Origin of the sequence: Uliginosibacterium sediminicola (genome assembly GCF_039631295.1) — a bacterium.
Classification (GTDB): Bacteria; Pseudomonadota; Gammaproteobacteria; order Burkholderiales; family Rhodocyclaceae; genus Viridibacterium; species Viridibacterium sediminicola.
Window position 1 is genome coordinate 197748 of the sequence record NZ_JBDIVE010000001.1, and the last position, 20378, is coordinate 218125.

The following is a 20378-nucleotide window of genomic DNA, read 5'->3' on the forward strand; positions in this document are numbered from 1 at the left end:
AAGCCCTCAAAGCTTCACAACAGGAATACTGCCCGCATCCTTGATCAGCTGCCGCTGTGGCAGGTAGGGGAGCAGGAGGTCGGTTTCCTTTTTGACTACTTCGTAGCATTCGCAGCTGAGGGCTTCGAGCTTGGCGCGGTCGAGCACGCGGATGGATCCGCGTCCGTAGGAGATGGCGCCGAGTTCGCGCAGCTTCAGCGCGGCCTGGGTGACGCCCTCGCGACGCACGCCGAGCATGCTGGCGATGAATTCCTGCGTCATCGTCAGGTGGTTGTGTGACAGACGATCCATCGACAGCAGCAGCCAGCGGCACAGCTGCTGGTCTATCGAGTGGTGGCGGTTGCAGACTGCAGTCTGCGCGATCTGGGTGATCAGCGCCTGGGTGTAGCGCAGCATCAGGACCAGCAATTGGCCGTGGCGCTGGAATTCTTCTTTCACCCGTGCGCGCGGCAAGCGGTAGGCGTAACCGGCGCTCTGCACCAGGGAGCGGCTGGGCGTGCTCTCACCGCCCATGAACAGGGTGATGCCCAGCAGGCCCTCGTTGCCGACCACCAGGATGGCCGTGGATTCGCCACTCTCCATGACGTACTGCAAGGAGACGATGGAGTCGGTCGGGAAATAGACGTGGCGCATCGCACGCCCGGATTCATACAAGACTGCGCGCAGAGGCAGGGGCACGAGTTCCAGATGCGGGAACAGCCGCCCCTGCACTTCAGGCGACAAAGCCGCCAGCAAATGATTCTGGCTTGGCTCGGGACGTACAGACATGGCAATACCTTGGTAAGCCGGCCTTCAGCAATGGAAGGCCGAAACCCTTGGACCTTACAGGGCATTGCCATGCGGCTCGGTGCGCTAGCACACATAAGCGCCCTGCCCGCCCGCAAAGTCTCGCCTGTGCAGACCCGCTGGGGGCGCGAAGCCAGCCACCGCGCACGCAGGAACCCGTCATTGGGCGGAAGCTCCGGAGGCGTTCAGCCCTACCTGGCGTAGCAGCCGTATTTTTCTCCTTCATCTTTGTCTGTGTGCAAAGAATGGGCTCTGGCGTAAAAAGCACAATTGCGATCAAGACAAGCCAATGGAATCTCCTTAGGGTGTGAAAAGAAACAGGCCGCTTGCGGAAAAAACTGTGCACACCTGGAGGAAGACATGATGCATGAAATGCAAAAGGGATTATGGTGGAGGCTTCTTGGCGCCACTGTATTGGCCGTAACGCTATCGGCGTGCGGTGGCAGCAGCAGCGATGGCACGGCCAGTACGTCGAGTTCAAGCGCGGGCTCGGCGGCTAGTTCAAGCGCAAGCTCAAGTTCAAGTTCAAGCGCCAATGCAAGCAGCAGCGCGAGTGTGAGCAGCGCATCGGGAACGGCGGCGGTCACCATTCATATGATTGGTGACTCGACGATGACCACCTATACGGCAGATCGACGTCCGCAGTACGGCTGGGGCGAGAAGTTTGCGCCATTCTTCAATAACAATGTGACGATCAAGAACTGGGCTGCGGGTGGTCGTAGCTCGCGCAGCTTCTACTATGAATCGGGCATGTGGGATGTGGCCAAGGCGGCCATCCAGAGCGGCGATTACGTGATCATCCAGTTTGGTCACAATGACCAGAAGTACGGGGACACAACATCAACCGGGCCCTACGCGACTTATGGCACTTACGCGATCTGCAGCGATTCGACCGTGACCGACGGCGAGAATTGCACCGGCGGAAGCGATGTGGTTGATACGACGACAACGCGCGAGGAGCACTCGTATTACCAGTTCCTCAAGCGTTATGTGACGGAGGTGCGCGCCAAGGGCGGCATTCCTGTTCTGATGACCTCCGTTGTGCGCCGCTACATGAGCGCTGGCGTGGTGACTGCTGAGGGGCAGCACGATCTGAGTGCGGTCAAGAAAGGCACCGAGGCGAATCCGCGTGGCAACTATCCTGCAGCGATGAAGGCGGTAGCAACAAAATACAATGTCCCAATCGTCGATATCACCGCCGGTACAAAGTCCGTGGTCGAGGCCTATGGCAGCGCTGCAGTGGTAACGCCGTATCTGTTCTATCCGGACGACACGCACCTTAACGGCCTCTATGCCACGCTGGTGGCGAAGATGGCGGTCGATGGGCTCAAGACCAATGGCGTGCTGAGCAGTTATATGCTCAGCAATCCCCAGGTGGTGACGAGTGCGTCGACGGTGAGCTTCTCTGACACCTATGCCAACAACACGAGTTCGCAGTTCTTCAATCTTGCCGGTATGGATCTTTCGCCGGCTGCGGGCACGGTGACGCTGACTGCACCGAGCGGTTTCAAGCTTTCGACGGATCAGACGAGCTGGAGCACTTCGCTCGATGTGAGCTATACCGGCAGCGCCTTCACCAAGACTGTGTATGTGCAGTTTGCGCCCACGGCAGCACAGAGCTACAGCGGCTCGATCGCGATCACACTTGGAGCAAGCTCGATGGGTGCGGTGGCTGTCAGTGGTAAGGGGCTGGCTGCGCTGACCGGAACGGATTCGTCCGGCCTGTGGGCGATGATGAACGCATCGCTCAGCGGCAGCGCGACCGGACTGGCGACGGTGAGCGACGCGGTGGTGTCTGCCAGCATCACCTCTTCGTCGACCACCACGGGGACCATCAACAGCACGAACTACACAGTCAATCGCTACACTGCAACGGGCATTGCTGCAGCCGACAGTACGCGTTACATCGAATTCCTGGTGGCGCCAAGCTCCGGGACGCTCACGGTAACCACGATCTCGTCGTACTTCGGGGGCAGCGGCGGCTCGGGGGTGTACGTTGACATCCTGTATTCGACCGATGGATTCGCGACATCAACTACGCTGGCAAGCAAGGTCAATCCGCCGTCCAACACCAGCTCGGCGGGCTACGTGATGAACCAGTACCCGTACTCCGGGCTGACAATCCCCGTAACATCAGGCAAGACGCTATCGGTCAGGATCTATCCGTATTACAAGGATTCCACCTCGACGAATAAATTCCTCTCGATTGCCAACATGACGATCCAGGGAACGGTGCAATAGGCATTGCAGCGCTATTGATTCAAGGCCGGGCGAGTCCCGGCCTTTTTCGTCAGCTCCTGCAAGAAACCATGTCCTGGCGGGTGCCGGATAAAGTGCGCATCAGCACCCAGGGGGATTCGCACAGCAGCCCCCTGAGCAAACCATGCAAGCCCTCAGCGCTTCACGACGATCTGATGCGGCGCGACCCCTTCGTAGATGACGATTTGAATATCCCCACGGCGAATGATTTGATGCCGCCCCTTTTCGACGCTTGGCCCGCCCTGCCCTGACAAGGCCTGCATGTCTGTAACGCAGCGCTGCAAAAGTGCGATGCGTCCATTTTTGGCGCTAACTTTGTCCAGGGGGCTCGAACATGCGGGTAAAAATGCGAAGTATTGTATTGGTGGCGGTGCTGGCAGGGTTTGCGCCGCTCTCTCAGGCGTGTTCCCGGTTTGACCTCCCGTGCAAGGCGAAGGAGGCTGCTGCGGCTGCCGCTGCCAAAGCGGCGGAGGAGGCCGCTGCGGCTGCGGCGGCGGCGAAAGCGGCGGCAGAAGCCGCAGCAGCCAAAGCGGCTGCAGAGTTTAATGCGGCCATGAATGCCACGAAGTCCGCTTTGCAGGCAGAAGGCATGCAGGCCTTGAGTGATGCGGACAAATTGGCCGATCCGGATTTGTGGATGACGACCTATGCGGCAAGCGCCCTGCCCAAGGTGGCGACGTATTCGGTTCCCGATGCGGCGGAGGCTGCGCGCGTGGCGGTGAATGATTTTCTGGGAACGCCGAGCGCGACGGATCCGTTTGGTGCCGCTGCGGGCGGAAAAAAGCTGTGGACGATCAGCCAGGCGGTGCTGAGCAATTGGCACAAGGCCGGCAGTAGCGTGGCGGCATTTGATCCGACTACTGCAGGGATTGTCAGCAGCACGAGCTATGGCCCGCAGTTGAAAGCCATCTTGCCGTTTGCGGTGCCGGACGGAGCGTATTTTTCCTGGTCACTGGGCGCGAAGGTCTTGGCCGAAGAGCTGGCAGTGCCAATCCCGACAGCGCTTGGCTTGATGGAACTCAAGCAGAACACGGCGATTACCTTCCCCTTTGTGTGGGGTGGCGCGAGCGCGATGAGCAATGCGCTGGAGAAATACAACGCGGGCCGCGTGAACTTCAGTGTGAGTGCTCTGGTTAGCGCCGGCACGAAGAACCCGATCGGGGCGCTGGCGACGAAGCTGGAAAGCGCGCTGGAGGTCAATTTCAACATCAGTTGCGCGACGACGAGCAGCAATTGCCAGTTGCGTTACATCAGCCTGGCAGTACCGAAAATACAGGTGAAAAAGTCGCTGAAGTCGAGTGCGCTTACCGCATTGAAATCCTTGAAAGCCACCCTGGCGAATCCTTTGGCGAAGTATGCGCCTGCTTTGATGCCGGTTCTGGAAGGAGCCATTGCAACAAGCGGAGCATTGGTCAGCTTCCAGAGTCAGGCCTTTGGCGCGCCCAATGCAGCGGCAGCGAGCACGGTAAAGCAGAGTGTGGTCACCAACAGCAAAACGCTGGCGGCGGTGAATGCCAGTGCCACGAAGCTCAATGCAGCGAATGCTTCGAAGTGGGCGCTGACGACGGATTGGTTGGCCACAAATGAGGTTTCGCTGCAGTTGTTCTGGTACAACGACGACGACGCGGCCGGGGTGTTCTCGCGTGGCTGGACGAAGAAGAGCGCAAAGCTTGACATGATTGTCCTCTCGGACACGGCCAAAGTGTATTACGAGGCCAAGCTCTCAACGCGCGTGGCGCCAGCAAGTCTGGCGGCATCATTCCAGGCGCCCGCTGGGGCCACGATCGGAGTGCAATTCCCGATGACAGACAATGGCCGCAAGGTGAAGGAAAAGCTGAGCGAGTACGCCATTTCTGTGACGGGCTCTTAAGACGCCAAGCCATTTAGCCCATGCGCGCAAAGCGGCTGACGAGCACATCCACCGTCAGTGATATTTCCGTCAGCGCCGCGGCTCTGGCGCGGCCTTCGGCGGTGGCGCGGTAGAGGTGCGGGGTCATGCTGAGCAGGTCGGCGATCTGTTCAGCGCCTGCGATATCCACACGACATGAAACGATTTCTCTGGACAAGCGCGTGAAGCCAGCCGGCGCGGCGGCTTCTTCGCTGCGGGCGGGTTTCAGGGTAGGGTAGATGACTTCGCGCAATTCGCGCAGATGGTCCGGCCCGGCGTCGACTTGCAGCAGCACGCCGCCGGGTTTGAGTACGCGCGCGAATTCGGCATACACCGGGAAGCCGAACATGCACAGCAGGCAATCGACTGTGGCGGGCAGCACCGGTAACGCCGCATTGCTGCCGACAACCCAGGCTGTCTGCTTGTCCTGCTTGGCCGCCGCCTGCACGGCCCATTTCGAAATATCCAGACCGAGTAGCGACAATGATCGATCTTCGCGCAGAGCCGCGCTAGCGAGCTGGCGCAGGTAGTAGCCTTCGCCACACCCGGCATCGAGGCCGCTGAGCGTCTGGCCTGCAGTGTGATCGGCCAGCACGGCGCGACTGACTGCATCGGCAATCGGCGCATAGTGGCCGGCGCTGAGATAGCGACGGCGCGCGGCGACCATCTCCTTGCTGTCGCCGGGATCGAGCGAACGCTTCTTTTGCACCGGCAGCAGATTGGTATAGCCCTGACTGGCAATGTCAAAGCAATGCCCGTCAGCACACCTCCAGCTCGCGCCTTGGCGGCGCAATGCTTTGTTGTCGAGCGGACAGGCGAGCGCCTGAAACGGAGTGATGGCCATCGAGCGTGCTTCTATGAGTGGAGACCGGTGATACGGACAGTGCGCCAGATGTTAGCCGAAAAGGCGCCCCTGTCTTGGCCGCGCGATTAAGATCGACGCACCCTGCGCGCCAACAAAACTGCGGCGGCGGACGGCGCGTATAGTGACTTCCCCGGGTGACCGCGCCAGCACGGCCAGATCAGCCCAAACCATTCGCAGGAGCATTCATGAACAGCCCTATCGCCATTGTCGCCACCATTACCACCCAAGCCGAGCATGCCGAGACCGTCGAGCTTGCCTTGCGCAAGGCCGTGCCCCAGGTGCGCGAAGAGCCGGGCTGCGAGCAGTATGTGCTGCATCGCGACCTCGCCGACGCCAATCGCTTTGTCATGGTCGAGCGCTGGCGTGACGGTGCGGCCCTGGTGGCACATGCCCAGGCGCCAGCCTTCCTCGCCCTGGCCAAGGCGCTCGATGGCATCGCCGAGCTGCAGATCAGCAAGCTCTCGCCCCTGGTCTGAGACGAAAAAAAAGCCCACCGGAGTGGGCACAAATTGAGCGCGTGTCGCTTCAACACGGCTCAAGGCAGGTCAATGATCTCCACCCAGTTGGGGCCTTTGCCGGTGGCGTAGCGGCCAAGGCTGCTCAGCTGACCGCTGCCGGCTTCGATGCGGTACACACTGAGTTGATGCGACTTCTGCCCAACGGCGAGCAAGTACTTGCCATCGGGAGAGATGTTGAAGCCGCGCGGCTGCGTCTCAGTCGGCCACTGTCCGATCAAGCTCAGCAAGCCACTCACAGGATCGACGCGAAAGCCCGACAAGCTGCTCGATGTGCGTTCGGAGGCGTAGAGGAACTGCCCGTCCGGCGTGAGGTGCAGATCGGCCGCCGCCAGCTTGCCTTCGACCCCCGGCGGCACCACGCTGAGCGATTGCAGCAGCCGTGCCTCGCCGGTGTCCGCATTGCGCGAGAGCACATGCAGACGCCCATCGAGTTCGCCGAGCAGGTAAATCAGTGGCAGCTTGGGCGCGAAGACGAAGTGACGCGGCCCCGCTCCGCCCGGCAGTTGCAGCGCCGGGCTGGCTGCGGGCTGCAACACGCCTTTCTGCGCATCGAAATCCAGGCGCATCAGCTGATCCGCGCCCAACACGCTAGCATACACATGGCGATTTCGCGGATCAGCGCTGACCTGGTGGGCCATCGGACCGGTCGCCACGATTTGCGTCGCCGGCAATGGCACACCCCGCTCGTCAAGCGGACTCACACTCAGCTTGTTGCCGCCATACGAAGCGGCAAACAGGAAGCGACCACTGCGGTCGAGCGCGATATTGGCCATGTTGTCCGGCAGCGGTGTTGCGCCCTGCTCGCTGAGCAGCCCGCTCTTGGCATCGATTTTCAGCGTTACGACGCGATAGGGGCGCGAGCGCAGCGCCGCATACAGGCGCTGCTTGTCGGCCGCCACATGCATCGGCATCACGGTGCCGCCGACCGGCTGCGTCTGCAAGGGACTGAGTGCGCCCTGCGCATCGAGCGCGAACACTGAGATGTCCTGGCTTTCCGCATTGGAGACATAGACAAAACTCGCCGCCACGGCAGAGGACGCCGACAAGGCTGCCACGATGCTCAAGGCGAGGACTGACGAGAAGCGCAGCAAGACAGGTGTGCCAGACATGATTCTCCTTTGTGAGGTAATGGGTAGACGCGCAAGGAACGACTGTCGGCTTACTGGCCGATCTCGAAATTGGCCATCAGCTCCAGCGCACGCACCATGCCGGAGTGATCCCAGGCTTCGCCGCCATGTGCGGCACAGCTATTGAACAGCTCTTGCGCCGTGGCCGTGTTGGGCAGCGAGATGCCCAGCGCGCGCGCGGTGGACAGCGCAAGATTGAGATCCTTCTGATGCAGGGCGATGCGGAAGCCCGGCGCGAAATTACGCTTGATCATGCGTTCGCCATGCACTTCGAGAATGCGCGAATTGGCAAAGCCGCCCATCAGCGCCTGGCGCACACGGGCCGGATCAGCACCAGCCTTGGAAGCGAGCAGCAGCGCTTCGCCGACCGCCTCGATGGTCAGCGCGACGATGATCTGATTGGCTACCTTGGTGATCTGGCCGGCACCGACCTCGCCCACCAGAGTGATGTTCTTGCCCAGCTTCTCGAACAGCGGACGGGCGCGCTCGAAGGCGGCTTCCTTGCCGCCACACATGATGGTCAGGGTTGCTGCCTTGGCGCCGACATCGCCACCCGACACCGGCGCATCGACGTAATCGGCGCCCAGCGCGGCGATCTTTTGCGCAAATTCCTTGGTCGCCACCGGCGAGATGGAACTCATGTCCACCACCAGCTTGCCCGCCGTGAGCGCGCTGGCCACACCTTGCTCGCCGAACAGCACGGCTTCGACATGCGGCGTGTCCGGCACCATCAGGATGATGATGTCGGCCTGCGCAGCGACCTCGGCAGGCGAGGCGCAGGCGATGCCACCGGCATCGATCAGCGCTTGCGGCACTTCACTCAAAGTGTGCAAGTACGCGGGATAGCCGGCCGCGATGAGGTGAGAGGCCATCGGCGTACCCATGATGCCAAGGCCGATGAATCCGATTTTTTCCATGTCCTGCTCCTGAATCCAGTCTGTAGTGGAATACGTTCTTGAAAAGCCGGCTCAAGCCGCCTCGCCATGTGCCTGAGCAAAATTGGCCTTGAGCGGTGCGAAGCGCGCAGCCAGCTGCTCCGAAGCGCGTGCCAGCAAGGCGATGTCGGCACCGACGGCGGTGAAGGCGCAGCCCCAGGCGATGTACTGACGTGCCTGCGCTTCGTCGCCGGTGAGAATGCCGGCCGGCTTGCCGGCCGCGCGGATGCGTGCAATGGCATCGGCAATCGCGCGCTGCACTTCGGGGTGGCCGGGGTTACCGATGTGCCCCAGTGCGGCGGACAGATCGCCGGGGCCGATGAAGATGCCATCGACGCCCTCGACCGCCGCAATCGCTTCGATTTGCGCCAGCGCTTCGCCGGTTTCGACCTGCACGATCACGCACAGCTCCTCGGCAGCGCGTTGGTGGTAGTCCTTGATACGGCCAAAGCGCGAGGCGCGCGACAGGCCGGTGAAGCCGCGCACTCCACCGTCTGCCGGATAGCGCGTGGCCGCCACCGCTTCGGCAGCTTCCTGCGCGTTCTGCACCTGCGGAATCAGCAGGGTTTGCGCGCCGAGGTCGAGCACTCGCTTGATCAGCACTTTGTCATTCCAGGCGACACGCACCACGGCACTGCTGCCGCCGTCGCTCAGTGCCTGCAGCTGCTGGTGAAGCAGGAAGGTTTCATTCGGCGAGTGTTCGGCATCAAGCACGATCCAGTCAAAACCGGCGCCGCCAATCACCTCGGTACTGACGTGATTGGACAGATGTGACCACAGGCCGATCTGCAATTGCCCGCTGCGCAAGCCGCGCTTGAAACGGTTGGGAATCATTTCCACGATGAGGCTCCTTGCTCAGACGGTGGCAACAGCATTGAGGTCGGCCGCGCCGTGTTCAGCCATCTCGCGGCTGTAGTGACGGCTGGCTTCAACCAGCATGCGGGTATAGGGATGCTCGGGCGCTGCGCCGGCAAGACCGGCACTGTCGACCAGATCGACGATGCGGCCCTGCTGCATCACCGCGACGCGTTCGCACAGATGCGCCACCACACCCAGGTCGTGGGTGACCAGCAGATAGGTGAGGCCTTCACGCTCGCGCAGCTCGGCGAGCAGGTTGAGGATTTCAGCCTGCACCGACACGTCGAGCGCCGAGGTCGGTTCGTCGAGCAGCAGGATGCGCGGCTCAAGAATCAGCGCACGCGCAATCGCCACACGCTGCCGTTGCCCGCCCGAGAGCTGGTGCGGATAGCGGTAGCGAAAACTCGTCGGCAAACCGACCTTGATGAGGATCGCGTCAATGCGCCGGCTCGCATCGCTGATGCCGTGGATCGCCAGGGGCTCGGCCAGCGCGGTTTCCACCGTGTGACGCGGATGCAGGGAACCGTAAGGGTCCTGGAAGACCATCTGCAGCTTGCGGCAGCGCGCTTTGTCCAGCGTGCGGCCCAGCGCTTCGCCATTGATGGTGAGGCGCCCGCTCCAGTGTGTGTATTGACCGGCGAGACAGCGCAGCACGGTGGTCTTGCCCGAACCGGATTCGCCGACCAGGCCGAACGCCTCGCCTTCTGCGACGTCGAAACTGACGTCATGCAAGACCTGGTTGGCTGCGGCACCTTCGCCGAAGCTGAGGTTGAGTGTATCGACTGCAATCATTGCCATGCTGTTTCTCCTCAGGCCGTCAGCCAGGCTTGGTCGCGCTGCAACACCGGCAGACGCGGACGACGCTGATCCACGCTGGGCAGCGCAGCGAGCAGGCCTTGTGTGTAGGGGTGTTGCGCTTTGTCCAGATCCGCCGCGGCAATCGCCTCGACCACCCGTCCGGCATACATCACCAGCACGCGGTCGCAGAAGCTGCGCACGAGGTTCAGATCGTGGCTGATGAAGATCAGGCCCAGACCGCGCTGGCTGACCAGATCATCAAGAGTGGCCAGTACTTGCAGGCGCACCGAGACATCCAGCGCCGAAGTCGGCTCGTCGGCAATGACGATCTCCGGCTCGGTGATCAGCATCATCGCGATCATGATGCGCTGGCCCATGCCGCCCGAAACCTCGTGCGGATACATGCGCGCCACGCGCAAAGGCTCGCGGATGCGCACCGCCTCGAGCATCGCCAGCGTGCGCTGCTCCGCCTCGCGCTTTGACACCTTGTGATGCGCCAGATAGGCCTCGGCAATCTGCTCGCCGACACGCATCACCGGGTTCAGCGAGTACTTCGGGTCCTGCATGATCATCGAGATGCGGCGGCCACGGATGTCCTGCATGGCGCGCTCCGGGCAGGCCAGCAGATCGATATCACCAAAGCGCATGTGGGTCGCGCTGATGCGCGCACTCTGCGGATGCAGACGCAACAGCGCACGGCCCACGGTGGATTTGCCCGAACCGGATTCACCGACGATGGCGAGCTTCTCGCGCCCCAGATTGAAGGACACGCCACGCACCGCATCGACCAGGCTGCCACCGCTCTTGAAGCTCACCCGCAAGTCTTCGACCTGCAGCAGATGCTTGTCTTGATTCATGCCCTGCTCCTTATTCGCTGCGCGGGTCCAGCACGTCGCGCATGCCGTCACCAAAGAGATTGAAGGCCAGACTCACCAGCATGATCGCTGCGCCGGGCATGGCAACCAGCCACCAGCATTCGAGCATGTAGCGGCGGCCCGCCGAGATCATCGCGCCCCACTCGGGAATCGGCGGTTGCGCACCAAGACCCAGAAAGCCCAGCCCGGCGGCGGTGAGGATGATGCCGGCCATGTTCATCGTCAGACGCACCACCACAGATGACAAACACATCGGCGTGACGTGACGCAGCAGGATGCGCAAGCTGGAAGCGCCTTGCAGCTGCACCGCCACGATGTAATCGGCACGCCGCAGCGACAGCGTCTCGGCACGCGCCAGACGCGCAATCGGCGGCCAGGCGGTCAGCGCGATGGCGATCACCGCGTGATCCAGCCCCGGCCCGAGGGCGGCGACGAAGGCCAGCGCCAGCACCAGGCCGGGGAAGGACACGAAAATGTCGGTGACGCGCATGAACACCGTATCCACCCAGCCACCGAAGTAGCCCGACACTACGCCGACCGCCAGGCCCACCGGACCGACGATGATGGTCACCAGGGAGATGATGTAGAGCGTGACGCGCGAGCCATACACGAGGCGGCTGAAAATGTCGCGGCCATATTCGTCGGTGCCGAACCAGTGCTCGGCACTCGGCGCCTTGAGCGTGTTGTAGAGGTCTTGCGTCAGCGGGTTGTGCGTCGCCACCCAGGGCGCCGCCGCGGCCACCAGCAGCAAGGCAAGGATGACCACCAGGCCGGCACAGGAGAGCGGATTGCGCAGCAGCTTGCGCAAGCCCTGAGCGACGTTCTGGCGCAGCGCCTGCAGCGAAGACTGCGGCGCGCCATTGTCATTGGCAACTTTTGGAGCATTCATGGTCATGGTCGCATTCATCATCAGCGGGTCCTGGGATCGAAGACCTGGTAGAGCGCATCGGCCACCAGATTGAGAGTCACGAAAATGATGCCGATCAGGAGCACGCAGCCCATCACGGCGTTCATGTCGCCCAGCAGCAAGCTGCTGGTCAGATAGCTGCCAAAGCCAGGCCAGGCGAAGACGGTTTCGATCAGCACCGCACCTTCGAGCAGGCCGCCGTAGGCCAGCGCAACAATGGTCAGCAGCTGCACGAGGATGTTGCGGAAGGCGTGGTGCCAGACCACCTCGAACTCGGAGAGACCTTTGACGCGCGCGGTGATGATGTATTCCTGATTGAGCTGGTTGAGCATGAAGGAACGGGTCATCCGCGCGATGTAGGCCATCGAGTGCAGGCCGAGGATGCAGGCCGGCAAGGTGATGAAGCGGATGGCGCTGCCGAACACTTCCCACTCGCCAGCGAGGGCGGCGTCGACCAGCAGCAGCCCGGTGCGGCGTTCGACCAGACCGTCATAGGCCAGATCGACGCGACCGGCACCACCGGCCCAGCCCAGCCAGGCGTAGAACACGATCAGGCCCATCATGCCGAACCAGAACACCGGCACCGAATAGCCACAGAGGCTGATCACGCGCACGATCTGGTCGCCCCAGCGACCGCGGCGCGTAGCGGCATACACACCCAGCGGCACGCCAAGGCCGGTGCCGAACACGATGGCCAGGGTGGCCAGTTCGATGGTGGCCGGGAAGACGCGGGCGATGTCGGTGGTCACCGGATTGCCGGTCATCAGGGCGCGGCCCAGATCACCGTGCAGAAGGTCGCGCAGGTAGTACGCGAATTGCATGTAAAGCGGCTGATCGAGCCCCAGCTGGTGATAGACCTGCTGATAGGTCGACTGATCCGCATCCGAACCGACGATGGACAGCACCGGATCGAGCGGCATCACGCGACCGATGAAGAAGGTCAGTGCCAGCAAACCCAGCAAGGTCACCGCCACCACGGTGAGACGACGGCCGATAGCGGCCAGCCGACGGCTGTTCAGCCCCGGCAAAATCAAAGTGCTCATTGGATGACTCCGCAGTGAAGCTTGTCACGACACGCCCTGCGGCGTGCCGTGGCAACGATCAGGATCTCAGCGTTGCTTGTAGACGTCGCGCCAGTGGGTGGTTGCTGAAGGATGCGTGTGGTAGTTGCGCACGTCCTTCTGCAAGACCACGGTGTCGATCATTTGCGACACCGGCTGGATCGGGCCGACTTGCTGGTCGTAGAGCTTCTGCACGTCCTGGTACATGGCCAGCTGCTTTTTCTCGTCCGTCTCGACTTCGGCCTTGTCGATCAGCGCGTTGATCTCGGGGCTGCTGAACGAGGTGCGCCAGCCCTGGAAGTTGGACAGCTTGGCTTCATCGCGGTTGTCCGGGTTGTACACCAGGGAGCGCAGGCTGCTGTGCGGATGCGGCTCGGCGCCACCACCGCCACGACCGACAATGATCTCGAACTGGCGATCACGCATGGCGCCATAGACCTGGTTGCCGGTGCCCGGAATCACGCTCGCTTCGATGCCGCCGAGCGCCAGGGTCGATTGCAGATTGGTGGCGATATTGATGAAGGGCGGATCGGAGAGCACGCGAATGGTGGTCTTGAAGCCATTCGGGAATCCGGCCTCGGCGAGCAACTTGCGCGCGACCGGTACATTGAGCTTGTAGCCGGGCTCCGGCAAGGTTGCCGGCAAGCCCAGTTGCACCGGGCGCTGGTGGAGGATGCCGTAATTGGGCATTACCGTTTTGTTGATGCCCTCGTAATCGATGAGGTTGCGGATCGCCAGACGCACGCGCTTGTCGGCAAACTTCGGATCTTTCACGCTGAGCGCCACGTAATACACATTGCCGCGCTGTACCGATTCGATGGCGATATTGGGGTTCTTCTTGACGGCTTCCACATCCGGCACCGACATGCCATTGGCAATATCGATATCGCCACGCTCAAGCATCAGTCGCAAGGTTTGCGACTCGGTCATGTGACGCAGCAGCACGCGGCGCAGCTTGGGCGCGCCACGCCAGTAGCCGTCGAAGCGTGTCATCGTCAGCACATCTTTCTGCCGCCACTCGTTGAGCGCAAAGGGACCGGAGCCGGCTTCATTGGTGGTCAGCCAGGTGCGGCCGAGATCACCATCTTTCTCGAACTGCAGCACCTTCTTGCTGTCGAGCACGAGTGCGCTGACCGAAGTGCCCAGGGTGTAGATCACCAGCTTGGGGTCGGTTGGCTCGGGCAGATCGATCACCAGGGTTTGCGCATCGGTGGCACGAATCTGCTTGTCGACATTCTGCGCCGTGAAGCCATAGCCCTTCCACACCGAAGCGAGCGCCAGATTGAGCTTGAGCACGCGCTGCAGCGACCAGGCTGCATCCTGCGCCGTCAGCGGATTGCCGCTGTGGAACTTGACACCTTTGCGGATCTTGAAGCTGATGCTGCGCTTGTCGGCCGACACTTCCCAGCTCTCGGCCAGCGCGGGCAGCACTTTGTAGGTGTTCTTCGGATCCAGCTCGACGAGCGAGTCGTAGAGATTGGCATTGATTTCGACAACATCATTGCCGGTTGCCCCTGCGGGGTCCAGCGACAACAGGTTGTTCATGCTCATGCCGACGATCAGCTGATCGTTGGGCGTCTTGGCCAGCGCTGGCGTGCCAAGCATCGACACGGCCAGCGCACAGGCGGCAAGCAGGGTGGGCATCTTCATCACGATTCTCCTTTGGTGATAAACCGGCGCGCTTTATCAGTAGTTTTCTAGCGTGTGCGCGGCGATGTAGTCGAAATTGATGTCCTCGCCGAGCCCCGGCTTTTGCGAGAGGTGAACATAGCCCTCGCTGTCCATCGGGTCGGCCAGGCTGTTGAGGTAAGCCGGCACTTCGTCGTAGTCGAGGAAGGGGTGCAGCAGACCACGCTCGTACCAGGCGCAGTTCTTGATCGCCGCGCAGACGGCGAGATTCGCCGCGCCATTGCCATGCACCTCGCAGTTCATGCCGAAAGCATCGGCCATGTAGGCGACCTTCAGCGTCGGCGTGATGCCGCCGACGCCGGGCACACCGGCACGGGTGATGGTGGCGGCACCAGACTTGATCCACTCGGCGCGAGTGTGATGCTTGCCGCCCATGTATTCGGGGCCGAGGATGGGGATGTCCAGCTGCTGGGTGAGCCAGACATAGGACGACATGCTCTGCTCGTCCATCATCTCCTCGAACCAGGCGAAGTTGAGCTTTTCCAGTGCGCGGCCGATCTTCAGCGCTTCGGTCCGGCTGTACCAGTGATAGCCGTCGAGCATCAGGTCGATGTTCGGCCCGACAGCCTCGCGCACGGCCGCACAACACTTGATGTCCATGTCGACACTCGGCGCGTACGACACCGGCGGCATCCAGGTGTGCAGCTTGATCGCCTTGTAACCGCGGGCAACCAGCTTGAGGGCGAAATCGGCGTATTCCTCAGGCGTTGACAAACCGCCCTTGAGCTCATCGCCACACATGGTGCTGCCGTAGGCCGGCACCTTGTCACGATAGCCGCCGATCAGCTTGTAGACCGGCTGACCAAGCTTGCGCCCCGCCAGATCCCATAGTGCCTGATCGGCCACCGCCATCGCCCGGTCGGTCAGCTGCCCGGCGCTGCCGCGCTGCCAGTGCGCCAGGTCTTGCCAGATCTGTTCGCGCATGAAGGGATCGGCGCCGATCATCACCTTGCGGAAAAAAGCATCCAGCACGTGTTTGCGCACCACCTCGACCGGGCCGAAGGCATGGCCCTGACTGCCATCGTCACAGGTGATGGTCAGCATGGCCATTTTGGCGTCCTTTTCCGGACCCGGATGAGAATGCCCCGCGCTATCGACCAAGCGTTTGCTGGGATAGGTAAAAACGGTGCCGCGTAGACTTTCGATCTTCATGAATGCTCCTGGAAGCGGTGAGCGGAAACGACAGACATCAGTCGTCATACAAGTTGAGCGGATAGTAGTGAGACGACAAAGCCTCTGTCAAATCCACCAAACCCTTAATCGTTAACCCTAATAAAGCTGCAAGCCAATGAATAAAAGCGCTAAATCTGGCTGACTGGCGGCTCGGCAAGCCGCTATGCAAGCACAAGATCACTTGCTAACATGTGTAACAAGAAACAAGTACTCCGCCCGTCCCAGACCGAACTCATCATACAAGCAAGCTCACGCAGGATACGAGTTGAATACCACCATGCAAACGATGCGACGCCGCGAGACCCTGACCGTCCAGCTCACCCGCACCCTGTCCGAGCGTATTGCCGCCGGCCAATACGCCGTCGGTGCGCGCCTGCCCAGCGAAACGGAAATGATCAACGAATTCGGCGTCAGCCGCACCGTGGTGCGCGAGGCCATCGCCAATCTGCGCGCCAATGGACGCGTCACCACCATGCAGGGGGTCGGTGCATTTGTCATGCAGCAGGACAAGAGCGACGGCTTCCAGATCGATACCGCCAATCTCTCGGCCGTGCAGGAGATGGTCTCGGTGCTGGAGCTGCGCATCGCGCTCGAAAGCGAGGCCGCCGTGCTCGCCGCCCAGCGCCGCAGCCCTGAACAGCTGGCCAGCATGCGCGAGGCGCTCGCCGAGATGCAGGCGGCGATCACGCGCGGCGAGGATGCCGTGCAGAGCGACATGAAGTTCCACCGCAGCCTGGCCGAAGCGGCAGGCAACCCGCACTTCCTCAAACTGTTCAATTACGTCGGCGAGTTGCTGATCCCGCGCGCACGCCTGCAATCGGTCAAGCTCGATGCGGTGCCGATGCAGGAGTATCTGGCGCGCATCCAGCGCGAGCATGAACAGATTTGCTACGCCATCGAGAAGCAGGACCCGGAAGCGGCACGTGCCGCGCTACGCATGCACCTCTCGGAGAGCAAATCGCGCCTGCAGCGCAGTATCGCCCAGCTGATCGCGTAAGACAGCGCGCGCAGCACCAAATGAAAAGCCGCCGGATCTGCATCCGGCGGCTTTTTTGTTGCAGCGACTACGGGGGATAAATCAGTTGCTCTTGATCGCCTCGACGACCAGGGTCAGCGTGACTTCGTCCGACACATAGGGCACATAGGCCGCCATGCCGAAATCGCTACGCTTGATCTTGGCCACGGCGACGGCGCCGATGGCATCACGCTTGACCATGCCATTCGGTTGCAGCACGTAGTGGGTGACGGTCAGCGTCACCGGCTTGGTGATGCCCTTGACCGTCAGATTGCCTTCGATCGAAGCCGGCTTGTCGCCATCGAACTTCACTGCAGTGGACTTGTAGGTGATGGTCGGGAACTTGGCGACGTTGAAGAAATCCTCGCCTTGCAGGTGGCCATTGAAGACGTCCCAGCCGGTATTCACCGACTTGGCTTCGATGCTGACATCCACGGCGCCAGTCTTTGCGGCGCGATCCAGCGTGATCTTGCCGCTGGTCTTGTCAAAGCGATGCAGCTGGGTGCTGAAACCCATGTGGTTGTACTCGAAGCGCGGCGCGGTGTGCGTCGGGTCGATATCAAAGGTCTCGCTCGCCGCAAAGCTGGAGAAGGAGAACACCGACAGGGCTGCCACGAGGGCGATTTTCTTGATCATGGGGCACATCCTTTATTGAAATGGTCTGAATGAAAACTGCGGAACTGCTTACTTCTTTGCTGCGGCAACCAGGCGGAAACGGATCTGCACCTCGTTGGCCACGGTGCCGAAATCGGCCCACATGCCCTCGCCGATGCCGAAGTCCGCGCGCTTGATGGGCAAGACGCCTTCAAACACGCCATTGGCGCCATCCTGTTTGAAGCTCACCGGTGCCACCACATCCTGGGTACGCCCCTTGATGCTCAGCTTGCCCGCCACTTCAAAACGGCTATTACCCAGCGGCTTGACCGCGCTCGACACGAACCGCGCCGTCGGGAAGGCGGCGGTGTTGAACCACAGCTTGCCGCCAACTTCGCCATTGCCTTCGGCCGAACCAACGTCAATGCTCGCCACTTCGATGTCGAAAGCCGCGCTGGCCTTGGCCGGCTGGGCCGGGTCAAAAGCCAGCTGTGCCTTGAAGCGCTTGAAGCTGCCCTCGACCGGTACATTCATCTGCTTGTAGGTAAAGCCGAGCGCGCTCTTGTCGGCCAGCAACTGGCTGTATTCAGCCGCGCCGGCGGACAGGGAGACCAGCAGACCCAGCGCGAGCGCTGCACTATGCAATTTCATTTTCGTTCTCCGTAAGGTGGCGAATCAGGACTTCTTGAGGAAGGGCAGCATGCGTGCGAGCACATCGTCGCGATCGATCAGGTGGTGCTTGAATGCGGCACCCGCATGCATCAGCACCAGGCCGAGCATGCCGAAGTTGAGCAGCTCATGCAGTTCGGTGAGGCTGTGGCCCAGCTCCGGGTCCTTGCCGATCAGGTCGGGGATCGGCAAGACGCCGAAGTACACCGTCTGGAAGCCCTTGGCCGAGCTCATCAGCCAGCCCGAGAGCGGAATCGCCAGCATCAGCACATACAGCAGACGGTGCGTCCACTCGGCGGCGGCGTGCTGCCAGGCCGGCATGCCAGCAGGCGCAGCCGGTGCGCCGTGAATGGCGCGCCACAGCAAGCGGAACAGCGCCAGCGCGAAAATCGTGACGCCGGCCCATTTGTGCCAGGAGTAGTACTGCAGCTTGGCCGGCGAAAACGGCAGATCGCTCATGTAGAAACCGAGCGAAAGAGTGCCTGCAATACCGAGGGCCACCAGCCAATGGAGGCTGATCGCAGTGCGGTTATAGGTTTTGGGGCTGGAGGTCATGGCTCAGGGCACAGTGAATTGAACTGAGTGCCACTCTAACCAAACCGCTATTTGAGATTAATAGAGCTCAAAGCAATTAATTATTGCAGTAACCGCATCAAACAAACGGGAACCTTTACAAATCGCCTGCTACAGAAGCCCTGAAACACCCGCGCAAACTCAGGCCTCCAGCAGCTCAGGGCGCGTGCGGCGTAGCGCTTCGAGCACTTTATAGGCGGCGTAGGCGTCGTTGGCGGCATACAGCAGCTGCTGCGCCGACAGCTGCGGCAAAGCCCAGTTGGAAGTGGTCACGTGCTTGGACTTGTGGAAACGCTGCCCCAGCACCAGACCGACCGCCGCGCGCACGCCCATGTCGCCGCTGTAACCGTCCTTGCGGAACAGACTGTCCAGATCGAGCATCGCGGCCGGACGCAGGCCCAGCTTGCGCTGCATCTGGCTACGGTCGGACGACAAACCGAAACCTGCCTTGAGCAAGGATTCGGACTGCAGCAGTTCGAGCAGCGCTTCGCGCCCTTCGGGTCGATGCACCTGGAAGATGAAGGCGCGCTCCGCAATCGCGAACTGCACCACATGCGGTCCCTGGCTGGTCTCGCCCGGCTTGAAGGTCGGCTTCGACTCGGTATCAAAGCCCGTCATGCCCGCCGCCTTGATCTGCGCGCAAGCTGCGGCAAAGTCTTCCATGCTCACAGGTACTTCGATCTGCGCCAGCGTAAGCGCTGGAAAAGGCTCCAGCAATGCAGTTTCAGCCTTCGATGGCCCGGTCTTTTTCATCAGATTTCAATCACCCGGTACGGCTCGCCTGCGCGAGCCTCGTTAATAACAATGATAAAAGCATTCTCAACAGCCGCCCGCACTCAAGGCTGCTCGGCCGCGGAACCCTTCGCCAGCGCCTGCTCGATGCTGTCGATCAGCGCTTGTGCTGCGCGCGACAGCGGCACGCCGGGCAAGGTGATGATGCCGTACTCCGCCGCCGAGTCCGGCAAGAACGGGCGAATGACAATCGACTTTTGACTGAAGTAGCGTGCGATCATCGTCGGCACGATGGCGATCCCCAGACCTTGCGCAGCACAGGCACAGGCGGTCTCGACCGAATGCACTTCCAGCCGGCAGCGATAACCAGACACCTCGCGGCGCAGATTGTGTTCGAGCTCGTTGCGGTTGACGCGCTGGCGCCCGAGCAGGATCAGATCGCAGGCGGCCAGATCAGCCAGCTCGATGCTCGGCCGCGCCGCCAGCGGATGCTTGCGCGGAATCACACAGGAGCTGCTGCTCCGGGTGATCGGCCGACAGCTGAAGCTGCGGTCTTCAGTCGGCAGGCGCACGAAGCCGAAACTGGCCACGCGGTTGTGCACCATGCGTTCGATGTCGGCATACGGGCCGCACAGCACCTCGACGGTCACCCGCGGATGTGCCTTCATGAAGGCGGCGAGCACCGGCGGCAGCATGGTATTGGCCATGCTGCTGGGCAGCGCAGCACGCACCAGCCCCTGTGCAGCGCTGCCCGAGCGCGCATCGCTGATCTTGTTGCGCAAGCGGCTGACGCCCTGGCTGATCTCCTCGACTTCCTCGATCAGCTGGTAGGCCTCGGGACGCGGCACCAGGCGCCCCTTGTCGCGCAGGAAGAGCTGCAGACCGATCTCTTCTTCCAGCGCGCTGAGCTGACGACTGATTGCTGATTGCGAGAGACCCAGGACGTTCACCGCGGCATTGGTGGAGCCCGCTTCCATGATGGTCTTGAAGACTTCGAGCTGTTTGAAATTCATGCTTGCCTGGTGGTCCGGAAAACGCTGTTGCACGCCCGCGCGG

Annotated in this window: 21 protein-coding genes; 4 read left to right on the forward strand and 17 right to left on the reverse strand. The window is 61.7% G+C overall.

Annotated elements, in window-relative coordinates:
- Window positions 1–6 precede the first annotated feature (6 nt).
- Both ABDB84_RS00960 and ABDB84_RS00965 read right to left on the reverse strand, forming a co-directional pair.
- The gene (locus ABDB84_RS00960; protein WP_345917793.1) at window positions 7–768 is read right to left on the reverse strand and encodes a Crp/Fnr family transcriptional regulator; all 762 of its coding nucleotides are present in this window, start codon (window positions 766–768) and stop codon (window positions 7–9) included.
- Window positions 769–977: 209 nt separating this feature from the next.
- Window positions 978–1376 (reverse strand): hypothetical protein, encoded by a 399-nt coding sequence (locus ABDB84_RS00965; RefSeq protein WP_345917794.1) that lies wholly within the window; start codon window positions 1374–1376, stop codon window positions 978–980.
- Window positions 1377–1380: 4 nt separating this feature from the next.
- On the opposite strand from ABDB84_RS00965, the gene ABDB84_RS00970 reads away from it, so the two are divergent.
- Window positions 1381–3027, forward strand: a complete 1647-nt coding sequence (locus tag ABDB84_RS00970; RefSeq protein WP_345918352.1) for a rhamnogalacturonan acetylesterase — start codon at window positions 1381–1383, stop codon at window positions 3025–3027.
- A 364-nt stretch (window positions 3028–3391) separates the two neighbouring features.
- Window positions 3392–4915: a hypothetical protein gene (locus ABDB84_RS00975; protein ID WP_345917795.1), complete on the forward strand. Its 1524-nt coding sequence runs from the start codon at window positions 3392–3394 to the stop codon at window positions 4913–4915.
- Window positions 4916–4928: 13 nt separating this feature from the next.
- Here the strand turns inward: ABDB84_RS00975 and ABDB84_RS00980 are convergent, their stop codons facing one another.
- Window positions 4929–5777 (reverse strand): putative RNA methyltransferase, encoded by an 849-nt coding sequence (locus ABDB84_RS00980; RefSeq protein ID WP_345917796.1) that lies wholly within the window; start codon window positions 5775–5777, stop codon window positions 4929–4931.
- A gap of 206 nt (window positions 5778–5983) precedes the next feature.
- Here ABDB84_RS00980 and ABDB84_RS00985 point away from each other — a divergent pair, with 206 nt between their 5' ends.
- Window positions 5984–6274: a putative quinol monooxygenase gene (locus ABDB84_RS00985; RefSeq protein WP_345917797.1), complete on the forward strand. Its 291-nt coding sequence runs from the start codon at window positions 5984–5986 to the stop codon at window positions 6272–6274.
- Between the two features lie 59 nt (window positions 6275–6333).
- Here ABDB84_RS00985 and ABDB84_RS00990 read toward each other — a convergent pair whose 3' ends face one another.
- From ABDB84_RS00990 to ABDB84_RS01030, 9 genes are all read right to left on the reverse strand, one after another.
- Entirely contained in the window at window positions 6334–7425 is a 1092-nt protein-coding gene (locus ABDB84_RS00990) for a lactonase family protein (protein WP_345917798.1), read from the reverse strand.
- 50 nt (window positions 7426–7475) lie between these two features.
- Entirely contained in the window at window positions 7476–8360 is an 885-nt protein-coding gene (locus tag ABDB84_RS00995) for a 2-hydroxy-3-oxopropionate reductase (protein ID WP_345917799.1), read from the reverse strand.
- A gap of 51 nt (window positions 8361–8411) precedes the next feature.
- Window positions 8412–9212, reverse strand: a complete 801-nt coding sequence (locus ABDB84_RS01000) for an aldolase/citrate lyase family protein (RefSeq protein ID WP_345918353.1) — start codon at window positions 9210–9212, stop codon at window positions 8412–8414.
- 21 nt (window positions 9213–9233) lie between these two features.
- The gene (locus tag ABDB84_RS01005; RefSeq protein ID WP_345917800.1) at window positions 9234–10034 is read right to left on the reverse strand and encodes an ABC transporter ATP-binding protein; all 801 of its coding nucleotides are present in this window, start codon (window positions 10032–10034) and stop codon (window positions 9234–9236) included.
- 11 nt (window positions 10035–10045) lie between these two features.
- Window positions 10046–10891: an ABC transporter ATP-binding protein gene (locus ABDB84_RS01010; protein ID WP_345917801.1), complete on the reverse strand. Its 846-nt coding sequence runs from the start codon at window positions 10889–10891 to the stop codon at window positions 10046–10048.
- Between the two features lie 10 nt (window positions 10892–10901).
- Entirely contained in the window at window positions 10902–11798 is an 897-nt protein-coding gene (locus ABDB84_RS01015) for an ABC transporter permease (RefSeq protein WP_345917802.1), read from the reverse strand.
- Between the two features lie 20 nt (window positions 11799–11818).
- Window positions 11819–12859, reverse strand: coding sequence for an ABC transporter permease (locus ABDB84_RS01020; protein ID WP_345917803.1), 1041 nt, complete (start codon window positions 12857–12859; stop codon window positions 11819–11821).
- Window positions 12860–12925: 66 nt separating this feature from the next.
- The gene (locus ABDB84_RS01025) at window positions 12926–14527 is read right to left on the reverse strand and encodes an ABC transporter substrate-binding protein (RefSeq protein ID WP_345917804.1); all 1602 of its coding nucleotides are present in this window, start codon (window positions 14525–14527) and stop codon (window positions 12926–12928) included.
- A gap of 36 nt (window positions 14528–14563) precedes the next feature.
- The gene (locus ABDB84_RS01030; protein ID WP_345917805.1) at window positions 14564–15718 is read right to left on the reverse strand and encodes a mandelate racemase family protein; all 1155 of its coding nucleotides are present in this window, start codon (window positions 15716–15718) and stop codon (window positions 14564–14566) included.
- A 298-nt stretch (window positions 15719–16016) separates the two neighbouring features.
- Here ABDB84_RS01030 and ABDB84_RS01035 point away from each other — a divergent pair, with 298 nt between their 5' ends.
- Complete coding sequence (locus ABDB84_RS01035) at window positions 16017–16736, forward strand: FadR/GntR family transcriptional regulator (RefSeq protein WP_345917806.1); 720 nt, start codon at window positions 16017–16019, stop codon at window positions 16734–16736.
- A gap of 81 nt (window positions 16737–16817) precedes the next feature.
- On the opposite strand, the gene ABDB84_RS01040 is transcribed toward ABDB84_RS01035, so the two are convergent.
- The 5 genes from ABDB84_RS01040 to ABDB84_RS01060 all read right to left on the reverse strand — a co-directional run bounded on the left by ABDB84_RS01040 (window position 16818) and on the right by ABDB84_RS01060 (window position 20335).
- Entirely contained in the window at window positions 16818–17390 is a 573-nt protein-coding gene (locus ABDB84_RS01040; protein WP_345917807.1) for a YceI family protein, read from the reverse strand.
- Between the two features lie 48 nt (window positions 17391–17438).
- A complete protein-coding gene (locus tag ABDB84_RS01045) occupies window positions 17439–17999 on the reverse strand; it encodes a YceI family protein (protein WP_345917808.1) in 561 nt (186 codons plus the stop codon).
- Window positions 18000–18023: 24 nt separating this feature from the next.
- Window positions 18024–18572: a cytochrome b gene (locus tag ABDB84_RS01050; RefSeq protein ID WP_345917809.1), complete on the reverse strand. Its 549-nt coding sequence runs from the start codon at window positions 18570–18572 to the stop codon at window positions 18024–18026.
- A 159-nt stretch (window positions 18573–18731) separates the two neighbouring features.
- Window positions 18732–19343 carry a 3'-5' exonuclease family protein gene (locus ABDB84_RS01055; protein ID WP_345917810.1) on the reverse strand — a complete coding sequence of 204 codons (612 nt, stop codon included), beginning with the start codon at window positions 19341–19343 and terminating at the stop codon, window positions 18732–18734.
- 83 nt (window positions 19344–19426) lie between these two features.
- On the reverse strand, window positions 19427–20335 hold the full coding sequence (locus ABDB84_RS01060) for a LysR family transcriptional regulator (protein WP_345917811.1): 909 nt from the start codon (window positions 20333–20335) through the stop codon (window positions 19427–19429).
- Between the last annotated feature and the right edge of the window lie 43 nt (window positions 20336–20378).